Origin of the sequence: Microbacterium sp. NPDC056736 (assembly GCF_042790415.1) — a bacterium.
Classification (GTDB): Bacteria; Actinomycetota; Actinomycetes; order Actinomycetales; family Microbacteriaceae; genus Microbacterium.
The window spans coordinates 18,082-29,230 of the sequence record NZ_JBHTZE010000001.1 but is presented as its reverse complement, the minus strand read 5'-3'; the positions used below and the strand labels follow the sequence as shown (position 1 = coordinate 29,230).

General features: G+C 72.3%; 12 protein-coding genes. 8 read left to right on the top strand and 4 right to left on the bottom strand.

The features are described 5' to 3' along the window. The first annotated feature begins 269 nt into the window (after positions 1–269). Complete coding sequence (locus tag ACFRAL_RS00145; RefSeq protein ID WP_378878552.1) at positions 270–1,709, top strand: DUF222 domain-containing protein; 1,440 nt, start codon at positions 270–272, stop codon at positions 1,707–1,709. A 173-nt stretch (positions 1,710–1,882) separates the two neighbouring features. On the opposite strand, the gene ACFRAL_RS00140 is transcribed toward ACFRAL_RS00145, so the two are convergent. Then, positions 1,883–2,314: a hypothetical protein gene (locus ACFRAL_RS00140; protein ID WP_378878551.1), complete on the bottom strand. Its 432-nt coding sequence runs from the start codon at positions 2,312–2,314 to the stop codon at positions 1,883–1,885. Between the two features lie 163 nt (positions 2,315–2,477). Then, positions 2,478–2,657 (bottom strand): hypothetical protein, encoded by a 180-nt coding sequence (locus ACFRAL_RS00135; protein ID WP_378878549.1) that lies wholly within the window; start codon positions 2,655–2,657, stop codon positions 2,478–2,480. A gap of 209 nt (positions 2,658–2,866) precedes the next feature. On the opposite strand from ACFRAL_RS00135, the gene ACFRAL_RS00130 reads away from it, so the two are divergent. The 4 genes from ACFRAL_RS00130 (at position 2,867) to ACFRAL_RS00115 (ending at position 6,530) form a co-directional block, all read left to right on the top strand. Next, positions 2,867–3,187: a YciI family protein gene (locus ACFRAL_RS00130; protein ID WP_378878548.1), complete on the top strand. Its 321-nt coding sequence runs from the start codon at positions 2,867–2,869 to the stop codon at positions 3,185–3,187. A 386-nt stretch (positions 3,188–3,573) separates the two neighbouring features. Then, a complete protein-coding gene (locus ACFRAL_RS00125) occupies positions 3,574–4,737 on the top strand; it encodes an acyl-CoA dehydrogenase family protein (RefSeq protein ID WP_378878546.1) in 1,164 nt (387 codons plus the stop codon). A 38-nt stretch (positions 4,738–4,775) separates the two neighbouring features. Further along, positions 4,776–5,675 (top strand): 3-hydroxyisobutyrate dehydrogenase, encoded by a 900-nt coding sequence (mmsB, locus tag ACFRAL_RS00120; RefSeq protein WP_378878544.1) that lies wholly within the window; start codon positions 4,776–4,778, stop codon positions 5,673–5,675. A 78-nt stretch (positions 5,676–5,753) separates the two neighbouring features. Then, positions 5,754–6,530 (top strand): enoyl-CoA hydratase, encoded by a 777-nt coding sequence (locus tag ACFRAL_RS00115; RefSeq protein ID WP_378878542.1) that lies wholly within the window; start codon positions 5,754–5,756, stop codon positions 6,528–6,530. A 34-nt stretch (positions 6,531–6,564) separates the two neighbouring features. Here the strand turns inward: ACFRAL_RS00115 and ACFRAL_RS00110 are convergent, their stop codons facing one another. Further along, complete coding sequence (locus tag ACFRAL_RS00110; protein ID WP_336394428.1) at positions 6,565–7,101, bottom strand: MarR family transcriptional regulator; 537 nt, start codon at positions 7,099–7,101, stop codon at positions 6,565–6,567. A gap of 178 nt (positions 7,102–7,279) precedes the next feature. Between ACFRAL_RS00110 and ACFRAL_RS00105 the strand changes: the two genes are divergently transcribed. From ACFRAL_RS00105 to ACFRAL_RS00095, 3 genes are read left to right on the top strand one after another with little or no spacing between them, the layout of a single operon-like run. Continuing rightward, positions 7,280–8,056, top strand: coding sequence for an electron transfer flavoprotein subunit beta/FixA family protein (locus ACFRAL_RS00105; protein WP_336394429.1), 777 nt, complete (start codon positions 7,280–7,282; stop codon positions 8,054–8,056). 10 nt (positions 8,057–8,066) lie between these two features. Then, entirely contained in the window at positions 8,067–9,032 is a 966-nt protein-coding gene (locus tag ACFRAL_RS00100; protein ID WP_378878539.1) for an electron transfer flavoprotein subunit alpha/FixB family protein, read from the top strand. 6 nt (positions 9,033–9,038) lie between these two features. Further along, positions 9,039–10,841, top strand: coding sequence for a cytochrome b/b6 domain-containing protein (locus ACFRAL_RS00095; RefSeq protein WP_378878537.1), 1,803 nt, complete (start codon positions 9,039–9,041; stop codon positions 10,839–10,841). Positions 10,842–10,909: 68 nt separating this feature from the next. Here the strand turns inward: ACFRAL_RS00095 and ACFRAL_RS00090 are convergent, their stop codons facing one another. Further along, positions 10,910–11,068 carry a hypothetical protein gene (locus ACFRAL_RS00090; RefSeq protein ID WP_378878535.1) on the bottom strand — a complete coding sequence of 53 codons (159 nt, stop codon included), beginning with the start codon at positions 11,066–11,068 and terminating at the stop codon, positions 10,910–10,912. Between the last annotated feature and the right edge of the window lie 81 nt (positions 11,069–11,149).

Sequence of the window (11,149 nt, the reverse complement as noted above, 5' to 3'; positions counted from 1 at the left end):
GTGGTGACTCCGCCCCGGTGGGCGGCCGCCCGCGCCCGGGACCCCGGCCGGCCCCCCCGGGGGGGGGTGCGGGTCGCCCCCCCGGGGCCCTCACCCCCGGCCGCCCCCCCGTCCGGGGGGGGCCCCGCGCCGGGAGCTCGTCCGTTGGGGGGGGTCAGCGCCTCCTCCACAGGGCGCCGGATCGCGTGCTCCAGACGGGTTATCCACTGGTTCGAAAAAGCTGTTGATCTGGGTGTTTCGATGTCGGAACCCCTGGCCACAATGGGGGTATGACGCAGTTCGCCGCAGCCCTCGCCGACCTCGGCGACGCGCTCGCCGGTGTGGTCGCCGCGGCGTTCGCCGATGACGGGTTGCGTGCCTGTGACGACGGCGAGGTGCTGTCGGCGCTCGCGGCCGCGGCTCGGGTGCACCGCGGCGTCGAGGCCGTCATGGTCGAGGCCGTGGCGCAGCTGCAGGCGCGCGACGACCTTCGACCCCACCCCGACCGTGCGGCGACGCGGTACGGGTGCCGCAACCTCAGCGAGCTCGTACAGCGGGCCACGCGCCTGTCGGGGCGCAGCGTGGCCGATCTCGCCGCCGCGGCCGGCGTGGTGCAGCGCGGCACCGCGCCGTCGACGGGAGAGCTGCTGCCTGCGACGTTCCCGTGCATGCGCGACGCGCTCGCGGCGGGGCAGGTGGGCGTCGATGCGGTCGTCGCGGTGGCCTCGGCGTTCCGTCGCGTCGGCGTGGGACGGGTCGAGATGCTCGCCGCCGACGAAGAGCTCGCGGCCGCGGCAGCCGGTGCGGGGCCGGATGCCGCAGGCCCGGCCTCGGCCGACGAGCTGCGCGCGCTCGCACAGGTGTGGGCGGCCTACCTCGATCCCGATGGCGCTGAGCCCGTCGAGGCGAGGGCGCTGCGCAAGCGGGGACTCACGGTGGGGCGACGCGACGGTGACGGGCTGGTCCCGGTGCGCGGCAATCTCCTGCCCGAAGTCGCCGCGCAGCTGCGACTCGGGTTCGACAGCGTGCTGAACCCACGTGTGGACGCCGCGCCCGCGATGGGCCCGTGCTTCACCGAGGCCGACGCCGACAGCGTCCACGACTCCGGCGCGCCGTCCGAGGATGCCGCCGATTCGCGCACCCGCACCCAGAAGCAGCACGATGCGCTGGCCGTGCTGCTGACGGCGGCCGTGGCATCCGGGGAACTGCCGATCCTCGGCGGCGCCGCACCGACACTGGTCGTGTCGGTGCGCGAACAAGACCTCGCGTCGGGGCGCGGGTATGCGCACCTCCCCGGTGACGACGAGCCGGTCTCGATCGCCGCGGCCCGGCACATCGCCTGCGCGGGCGCGGTGCAGCGGGTCGTGCTCGGCGCGGCCGGCCGGATCGTGTCGATGCGGACGCTCGATCGAGTCTTCAACCATCACCAGCGCCGGGCCATCACCCTGCGTGACGGCGGATGCCTCATCCCCGGGTGTCAGGTGCCGCCGCAGTGGTGCGAAGTGCATCACGTCGAGGAGCATTCGCGGGGTGGGTCGACGCACACCGACAACGGAGTCCTGCTGTGCTGGTTCCACCATCGCACCATCGACTCCGGCGGGTGGCAGGTGGCGATGGTCGAGGGGGTGCCGTACGTGAAGGGCCCGTACTGGTGGGACGCCGAGGTGAAGTGGCGGCCGGCCACGAAGTCCCCGACCAGACAGCGAGATCAGATCGCGCTGCGCATCTGACCACGTCGCTGTCGGCAGTGATCGGATGCCGCCAACGCGTCGCGATCGGCGCTAACGTCGCGATCGGCGCGAACACCGCGAACGCCGTGAGTGCCGCGATGTCGGGGGCCGGTGCGTGCCGCGATGTCGGGGCCGGTGCGTGATGTCCGACGGGCATGAGGGGGTCCGGACCGTTACGGGTCGGGCAGTCCGAGCTCGTACACCTCGTCGTAGTCCTGGTACGTCACGGTGACAGTGACGGGCCGGTCGATCACCGCTGGCGGCAGCCTGAACACGTGCGTCGTCGGTCCCATGTCCGCGGTGCAGGGGTTGTTCGGCGACGGTCCGAACTCGACCTCCACCTCGCCGCTGCCCCGCACCTGCGGTGCCGACGGGACCGGCGGACAGCTGCCGCTGCCCATCGTGATGATCGCGAACTCGTCGTCGTCGATCCAGCCTGCGGAGGGCTCGCCGCTGAGGGGGTCGGGCATCGGGCCCTCCCAGTCGTCGGGGATCCCACGAATCGTCTGGTCGGCGCCCGAGCCGGAGCACCCGGTGAGCGCGAGCAGTGCGAGCACGACGGCCGCGATCGGTGGCGCGGCGGCCCGCCGACCCGGCCGCGTCACAGGCCCAGCCGCACCAGCAGCGTCTCGCCGGCGCTGGAGATGATGTGCAGCTGCCACGGCGGTCATAGCCGCGAGCCTAGAGGTCGGCCGCGGTCGCCGTCACGCTTCCGCGAGTCCGAGCGCCGCACCTGACCGCCGTCGCGTCTGCCCCGGCCGCTCGCTGTCAGAGCGCGTCCACGACGGCTCCGCCGAACACCGCAACGGCCGCGAGCGCCACACCGGCCACGCCCAGCGCGGCGATGGCGAAGACCAGGATGTTCCCGCCGATCGTGAGGAGCAGGGCCGTGGTGCGCGAGAGCTCACGGCGACGGGGAACCGGGATCGACGAGGTGGTGAAGGCCATGATCCGACGCTACGGACGTCCACGCGCCGGCGCGTCCACCCACGGTCGCATCGTCCTCCGCCGGAGGGATGATCCCGGATGCCTCGCGCTCTGCGGCCCGCGCGGCGCAACGGAAGAAGGCTTTGCGACGAAGTGTCGACCTCGGCCGATCCCGGACGACGCCCGGAGTGAGGTTGGCATCGGCCCGCCCGCAACGGAAGGATCACACCATGAAGTACATGATGTTCGTCGTCTCCTCGCTCGAGCCGGACACCGAGCCCGACCAGTCCGACGTCGACCTGTGGGTCGACCCGCTCGACGCCAGCGGCAAGCGGATCATCGGCGAGGTGCTGGCCCCGGTGTCCGACTCCACCGTGGTCAAGGTGCGCGGCGGCAAGGTGCTCACCGCGCGCGGGCCCTTCGCCGAGACGACCGAGGTGATCCTCGGCTTCGACATCCTCGAGGTCGACGACCTCGACGAGGCGATCGAGATCGCGTCGAAGCACCCGATGGCCCGCAACGGCCAGATCGAGCTGCGCCCGTTCATGTAGTGGCCCGACGGGGACAGCGCCGCTGCGGGCGACTGACACCCGGCATCCGAGAGCAAGGAAGGGTGGGCCCCGCGGGACGGGGGCCCACCCTTCCGGCCGCTCGGCGCGCCAGCCGCGCAGCGACGCGATCTCGAACAGCGTCGTCGTGCCCGACACCGAGAAGTCGCGGTTGTGATGTAGGTGACGAAGTGGGATGCCGCGGGCTCGGTCACATCGAACACCGCGATGCCGCCGATCCGCTCGAAGCCGATGAACGCGTACGTGCGACCGCAGGTCCACCTAGCAGATACAAGGACGTCCATGTAAAATCAGCACAGTGCTGATGTCGGCACGATCGCGCTGATCAGGATGCCTCACGAGGGCGTCGCTGCATCACTGAAGGAGCAATGGTGTCCACGATCACCCCTCTCACGCCCGCCCTCACGACCGAGGAGCGCGAAGCGATCCTCGAGGCCGTCCGCGAATTCGCCGAGACGCAGCTCGCGCCGCACGCCCTGGAGTGGGACGCGCAGTCGCACTTTCCCCGCGAGACGCTGGGCCGGGGCGGCGAGCTCGGACTCGGCGGCATCTACGTCCGCGAGGACGTCGGCGGCTCGGGCCTGTCGCGCTCGGACGCCGCGGCCATCTTCGAGGAGCTCGCCCAGGGCGACACCGCGATCGCCGCGTACATCTCCATCCACAACATGGTGGCGTGGATGATCGACACCTACGGCACCGAGGCGCAGCGCACCGAGTGGCTGCCGCTCCTCACGTCCATGTCGGGCTTCGGCAGCTACTGCCTCACCGAGCCGGGTGCGGGATCGGATGCCGCGGCCATCACGACGAGCGCGATCCGCGACGGCGACGAGTTCGTGCTGACCGGCGTCAAGCAGTTCATCTCGGGCGGGGGCGAGGCATCCGTGTACATCGTCATGGCACGCACCGGCGAGCCGGGTGCCCGCGGGATCACGGCGTTCCTCGTGCCCGCCGGCACCGCCGGCCTGTCGTTCGGCGCGATCGAGCACAAGATGGGGTGGAACGCGCAGCCCACGCGGCAGGTGATCCTCGACGAGGTGCGCGTGCCCGCGGCGAATGTCCTCGGCGGCGAGAGCCAGGGGTTCAAGATCGCGATGTCGGCCCTGGACGGCGGCCGCATCAACATCGCGGCGTGCTCGCTCGGCGGCGCGCAGTGGGCCCTCGACCGCGCCGTCGCCTACGTGCAGGAGCGGTTCACGTTCGGCGAGCCGCTGGCCGAGAAGCAGGCCGTGGTCTTCGCGCTCGCCGACATGGCCACCGAGCTCCGTGCCGCACGGGCCCTCGTGCGCGACGCGGCGGCGGCGCTGGACGCGAAGGCACCCGACGCGTCGATGCAGTGCGCGATGGCCAAGCGATTCGCCACCGACGCCGGCTTCACCGTCGCGAACCAGGCCCTGCAGCTGCACGGCGGGTACGGATACCTTCACGATTACGGCATCGAGAAGGTGGTGCGCGACCTGCGCGTGCACCAGATCCTCGAGGGCACGAACGAGATCATGCGCGTGATCATCGGCCGCCAGCTGCTCGCGCACTGACGCCCCCTCGATCCCACGCACCGACGAAGAGGTCCGACATGAAGATCGCATTCCTGGGGCTCGGCCACATGGGCCTGCCCATGGCGAAGAACCTCGCCGCGACCGGTCACGAGGTGGTCGGCTTCGACGTCGCCCCTGCCGCGGTCGCCGCGGCGGGTGAGGCCGGACTCGCCACGGCCGATTCGGGGACGGATGCCGCCACCGGCGCCGACGTCGTCATCACGATGTTCCAGACCGGCGCGCAGGTGCTCGACGCCTACCGGGGCGCGGGCGGCGGGCCGGGACTGCTGGAGGTCGCGGCATCCGGCGCGCTCTTCATCGACTGCTCGACGATCGCCGTCGACGAGGCCCGCGCCGCGCACACGCTCGCCGAGGAGGCCGGGCGCCGGTCGCTGGACGCGCCGGTGTCGGGCGGCGTCGTGGGCGCCGAGAACGCCACGCTCGCCTTCATGGTGGGCGGCACCGATGAGGACTTCGAGGCCGCGCGGCCGCTGCTGGCGGCGATGGGGCGGCGGGTCGTGCACTGCGGCGGCGCGGGCCTCGGGCAGGCGGCCAAGGTGTGCAACAACATGATCCTCGCGGTGTCGCAGATCGCGGTCGCCGAGGCGTTTGTGCTGGGGGAGCGGCTCGGGCTCTCGCACCAGGCGCTGTTCGACGTCGCGTCCAACGCGTCGGGGCAGTGCTGGGCGCTGACCACGAACTGCCCGGTGCCCGGCCCCGTGCCCACGAGCCCTGCCAACCGCGACTACCAGCCGGGGTTCGCCGGGGCGCTGATGAACAAGGACCTCGGCCTCGCCGAGCATGCCATCGCCGCCACCGGCGTGGACGCGCGCATGGGCATGCTCGCCCGCGAGATCTACCAGGCCTTCGCCGCCGGCGACGGCGCAGGGCAGGACTTCTCCGGCATCATCAACACCATCCGCGCCGAGTCCGCCTGACGGCCGGGCCGCCGCCGCCCCGATCGCCACGCGCCGGACTCTGGTGGAATGTTCACGACCCTCGACGAAAGCGGAGCGATGACCGAATACGAGACGATCCTGGTCGAGACGCGCGGACGCGTCGGTTGGATCACCCTCAACAGGCCGGACGCGCTCAACGCGCTCAACACGCAGGTCTGCCGCGACGTCGTCGCCGCGGCAGCCGCCTTCGACGCCGACGAGCACATCGGGGCGATCGTCGTCACGGGCTCGGAGCGCGCCTTCGCGGCGGGGGCGGACATCAAGGAGATGGAGTCGAAGTCCGGGCTGGAGATGGTCATGACCGACCACTTCGGCGGATGGGCCGACTTCGCGAAGGTGCGCACCCCGGTGATCGCCGCCGTCTCGGGCTACGCGCTCGGCGGCGGGTGCGAGCTGGCCATGATGTGCGACATCATCCTCGCCGCCGACACGGCGAAGTTCGGCCAGCCCGAGATCAACCTCGGCGTGATCCCCGGCATGGGCGGCTCGCAGCGGCTCGTGCGGGCGGTCGGGTACTACAAGGCCGCCGAGCTCATCCTCACGGGCCGGATGATGGATGCCGCCGAGGCCGAGCGCTCGGGACTCGTCTCACGCGTCGTCCCGGCGGCCGAACTGCGGGACGAGGCGCAGAAGACCGCGGAGACGATCGCCGCGAAGAGCTTGCCGTCGCTGTACGCCGCGAAAGCCGTGCTCGACGCCGCGCTGGAGTCGTCCCTCGCCGAGGGCCTGCGCCTCGAGCGCCACGTGTTCGCCGGCCTCTTCGACACCGCCGACCAGAAGGAGGGCATGGCCGCCTTCCGCGAGAAGCGTGCCCCCGACTTCCACGGCCGCTGAGCCGAGCGGCGGTGCGGCGGGGGCCCGACGGCGACTAGAGGGGCTCCGGCTGCGGCCGCGGGTCGGTGAAGTCGCCGGCGTCCTTGCGGAAGCGCGCGATGATGCGCACCAGCTCGGTCGTGTCGTCGTCGGAGAGGCCCGGGCTCTCGAACACCTCGGTGTTCAGGGCCGTGGTCGCGCGCTCGACGAGCTCGCGCCCGGAGTCCGTGAGCACCAGCATCGCCGCCCTGCCGTCGTCGGGATGCGGCTCGCGCGACACCAGGCCGTCGCGTGCGAGCCGGTCGACCGTGTTCGTCACGCTCGTCGGGTGCACCTGCAGGCGCGCGATCGCGCTGGCCATCGGCATCCGTCCCTCCCGCGTGAAGCCGAGCAGTCGCAGCATCTCGTACCGTGCGAACGACAGGCCGAACGGCTTCAGCGTGGCGTCGATGCGCGCGAACAGCAGCTGCTGAGCCCGGATGATCGACGTGACGGCGGTCATGCCCGCGGCCGCCGGCTCCCAGCCGTGGGCGATCCACTGACGCTTGGCCTCGGCGATCGGATCGACCGGAAGGCGCTTGGGTGCTGCCATGACGACCTCCTGGATCCACCGTACCGGGCGGCGTCCGGACGGGCGTGCGCGCCGGCCGGGCGACGGCGTCTATGTATACACACAGCGGTCGTCCGCCCGGTCCGACCGGGCGCCCGTCCCTGGATTGGGTACATTCCAGGCCGCGCCATAGACTCGTGCCCAGCGTGAGGAGATCGACATGAAGATCGTCGTCCTGGTCAAGGAAGTCCCGGATACGTACGGGGATCGGAAGCTGTCGCTGGAGACGGGGCTGGCTGATCGGGAGGCATCCGATCGGGTGCTGGACGAGATCGGCGAGCGGGCACTCGAGGTGGCGCTGTCGTACGCCGACAAGACGCCCGGGACCGAGGTCGTGGTGGTGTCGATGGCGTCGCAGGCGGCGTCGGCGACGGTGCGCAAGGGTTTGGCGATGGGGGCGGCGTCGGCGGTGCAGGTGATCGACGACGCACTGCTCGGTGCCGACATGGGGCTCACGGCGGAGGTGCTGGCGGCGGTGCTGCAGCGCACCGGGTTCGACCTGGTGATCGCGGGCAACCAGTCCACGGACGGCTCGGGCGGGGTGGTGCCGTCGATGATCGCGGAGATCCTCGACGTGCCCAGCGCCACGTACCTGAACTCGGTGGAGATCGGTGCGGACGCGGTGTCGGGCACGCGGGCCTCCGACGGTGCGACGAAGCAGGTGGTGGCACCGCTCCCGGCGGTGATCTCGATCACCGAGGCGCTTCCGGACGCGCGGTTCCCGAACTTCAAGGGCATCATGGCGGCCAAGAAGAAGCCGTTCGAGACGCTGTCGCTGGCCGAGCTGGAGATCGACGCGCACGACCCCGACGCGTCTCGCTCGATCGTGATCGCGCTGAGCGAGAAGCCGCCGCGCGAGGCGGGCGTGAAGATCGTCGACGAGGGCGACGCGGGCGAGAAGCTCGCGGAGTTCCTCATCCAGAACCGGCTGGCGTGAGGTGCGTGTGATGACGTTTGCAGATGACTCCATCGTGGTCCTCCTGGACACCACCCCGTCGGGCGGGCTGGCCAAGTCCGCCGCGGAGGTGCTGGGGGCTGCCGCCTCGGTGGGCACGCCGGTCGCGGTGGTGGTGGGCGATGCGGCGCTGGCGGCGGATGCCGCGGCTCTCGGCGCGGCACAGGTGCTGGTCGCCCCTCCCGGTGAGGGGCTGACCGTTCCGGTCGTGGACGCATTGACGGCGGCGGCGGATCTGGTCCGCCCGGACGCGGTCCTGGTGTCGCACTCGATCGAGGGCCGCGATGTCGCGGGTCGGTACGCGGCCCGCACCCGGTCGGGCATCGCGGTGGACGCGGTCGGTGTCTCGCGGGACGCGGAGGGCGTGGTCGCGCACCACTCCGTGTACGGCGGTGCGTACAACGTGGAATCCGCGGTGACGTGGGGTGCGCCGGTGATCACGATCCGGCAGGGATCGGTGGATGCCCGCGCCGACGCGGTCGACGGTGTCGAGGCGGAGCCGCTCGAGGTGCGTGCCTCCGGCCGGAAGGCGGCGACGGTCATGTCGGTGGATCAGGCGGTGGTGTCGTCGTCGCGTCCGGAGCTGCGCGGCGCGGTGAAGGTCGTCTCCGGCGGGCGCGGTCTCGGATCGGGGGAGAAGTTCGCCCTGGTCGAGCAGCTCGCCGACACGCTGGGCGCGGCGGTGGGCGCGTCGCGCGCCGCGGTGGACGCCGGGTATGTGCCGCAGACGTATCAGGTCGGGCAGACCGGGGTGTCGGTGTCGCCGCAGCTGTATGTCGCGCTCGGGATCTCCGGCGCGATCCAGCACAAGGCGGGGATGCAGACGGCGAAGACGATCGTCGCGATCAACAAGGACGCGGATGCCCCGATCTTCGAGATCGCCGATTTCGGGGTGGTCGGCGACGTGTTCCAGGTCGTGCCGCAGCTGATCTCCGCGCTCGAGGCGAAGAAGGCGTAACCCGGGATGGCCACGTACGGTTCTGCGGTGCGGCGCGGGCTGCCCAGGGTGCCCGGCGGCGAGCCGTGGCCGCCCGCCGGCGACGCTCCGGTCCCCAACGGGGACGGCGGGGGCGAGGTCGTCCCGTCGCTCAGCGTCCAGACTGGTTCGGTCGCCGCGGCATCGTCGGCGGCCGTGACCCAGTCCGCTCCCGCCCCGGCCGCCGAGCCTGCCGCGAGCCCCTCGGCCGGGGCGGAGACCGGTGGGACGAGCTCCGTGGCCGGTGCGGCGAGCTCCGTGGCCGGTGCGGCGAGCTCCGTGGCCGGTGCGGCGAGCTCCGTGGTCGGTGGCGGGGAACGCGCGATCCGCCGCGGTCTGCCGCGCGTCCCGGGCGGCGAGCCCTGGCCGCCGGCATCCGTCGTCGCCGCTGCGGCGGCTCCCGCCGCTCCCGTCGCCGCCGCTCCTGCGGCCGCCCCGGCGGCCGCGACCCCCGCCGACGAAGCACCCGAAGCGCGCGACCTCGCCGCCTCCGCTGCGGCGGTGGCGCAGCCACCGGCGGTGGGCCCCGACGGGGCGAAGCCGCTGCGTCGCGGACTGCCGCGTGTGGCCGGCGGCGAGCCGTGGCCGCCGGCAGGTCTCGCGCCCGCCGCCCGGGTCGCGACCGCCGGAGCAGCTGACGCCGAGGACGCGGTGGCGGCGCCGGTCGAGGCATCCGTCGACACCCCGACGCCCGTCGCGACGCCGGCGCTGCCCGAGACCCCGGTGGCGGCATCCGTCGTCCCGGCTGTCCCCGCCGCGGCGGTGACGCCCAGCGGGGTTCCGCTGTCGCAGCCGCTGCCGTTCACGAGGACGGTGTGGGAGGGCGCGGCCGCGCGCACCCGCCCGGCGCCCCGGGTCGAGCCGCAGCGGATCGGCCCCTTCACGAAACTGCAGTGGGCGGGGGCGGTGGTCGTCGGCGGTGCCGGGCTGCTGTTCGCGGCGGCGCTGGCGGTCGCGCTGGTGCGGTTCCTGCTGTCGACGCCGTGGGGGATGGACTTCCTCGCGGCGTACCCGGGCGAGTACCACCTGCCCGAGGGCGCTCCGGTCGGGTTCCCGGCGTGGCTGGGGTGGCAGCACTTCTTCAACGTGTTCCTGATGGTGCTGATCATCCGCACCGGCCTGCAGGTGCGCACCGAGAAGCGGCCGAGCGTGTTCTGGTCGCCGCGCAGCAACAACCGCCGCAAGATCAGCCTGAACCTGTGGTTCCACCAGTCGCTGGACATCCTGTGGCTGCTCAACGGCGTGATCTTCGTGGTGCTGCTGTTCCTCACCGGGCAGTGGATGCGGATCGTGCCGACGTCGTGGGAGGTGTTCCCCAACGCGGTCTCGGCGGGCCTGCAGTACGTGTCGCTGGACTGGCCCACCGAGAACGGCTGGGTGAACTACAACGCGCTGCAGCAGCTGGCGTACTTCGTCACGGTGTTCCTGGCCGCGCCGCTGGCCGCGATCACCGGGGTGCGGATGTCGGGGGTGTGGCCGAAGAACGCGACGGGGCTGAACAAGGCGTACCCGGTGGAGTGGGCCCGCGCGGTGCACTTCCCGGTGATGCTGTACTTCGTGGCGTTCATCGCGGTGCACGTGTTCCTGGTGTTCGCGACCGGGGCGCTGCGCAACCTGAACCACATGTACGCCGCGCAGGGCTCGACCGACCCGAACGCGTACGCCGACAACTGGACCGGGTTCTGGCTCTTCGCCGCCTCGCTCGTCGTCATCGCCGCCGCGTGGATCGCCGCCCGCCCGCTCGTGCTCGCCCCCATCGCCCGCCTCTTCGGCAAGGTGAGCGGCCGCTGACGCACGCCTGACGGTCGGGCGCTCGGGCGCCCGCAGCGGGCCAGGACCGTGCGCGGGTCGCGGCCCGGTCAGGGCTCGATGACGAGGCCGGCGAGATCGGCCAGTCCGGGCGCCATGAGCTGCAGCTGTTCGGGCGAGATCGTGGCACCGCGCAGTCCCGCCATGCCGATGACCTGGCCGAGGTCGGCTCCTCGCAGATCGACGTCCCTAGCCCGCGATCCCGACACGCCACGTCCCGATGGCGGGGCCGTTCCCATCCTGGGTCACCAGCCCGCCCGAGGGCGGCCCGGCCTGGGGGATAACCCGAA

Coding starts and splice junctions, on each gene's coding strand:
- ACFRAL_RS00145 (WP_378878552.1), top strand. CDS start 270: ATGACGCAGTTCGCCGCAGCCCTCGCCGACCTCGGCGACGCGCTCGCC.
- ACFRAL_RS00135 (WP_378878549.1), bottom strand. CDS start 2,657: ATGGCCTTCACCACCTCGTCGATCCCGGTTCCCCGTCGCCGTGAGCTC.
- ACFRAL_RS00130 (WP_378878548.1), top strand. CDS start 2,867: ATGAAGTACATGATGTTCGTCGTCTCCTCGCTCGAGCCGGACACCGAG.
- ACFRAL_RS00125 (WP_378878546.1), top strand. CDS start 3,574: ATGGTGTCCACGATCACCCCTCTCACGCCCGCCCTCACGACCGAGGAG.
- mmsB (WP_378878544.1), top strand. CDS start 4,776: ATGAAGATCGCATTCCTGGGGCTCGGCCACATGGGCCTGCCCATGGCG.
- ACFRAL_RS00115 (WP_378878542.1), top strand. CDS start 5,754: ATGACCGAATACGAGACGATCCTGGTCGAGACGCGCGGACGCGTCGGT.
- ACFRAL_RS00110 (WP_336394428.1), bottom strand. CDS start 7,101: ATGGCAGCACCCAAGCGCCTTCCGGTCGATCCGATCGCCGAGGCCAAG.
- ACFRAL_RS00105 (WP_336394429.1), top strand. CDS start 7,280: ATGAAGATCGTCGTCCTGGTCAAGGAAGTCCCGGATACGTACGGGGAT.
- ACFRAL_RS00100 (WP_378878539.1), top strand. CDS start 8,067: ATGACGTTTGCAGATGACTCCATCGTGGTCCTCCTGGACACCACCCCG.
- ACFRAL_RS00095 (WP_378878537.1), top strand. CDS start 9,039: ATGGCCACGTACGGTTCTGCGGTGCGGCGCGGGCTGCCCAGGGTGCCC.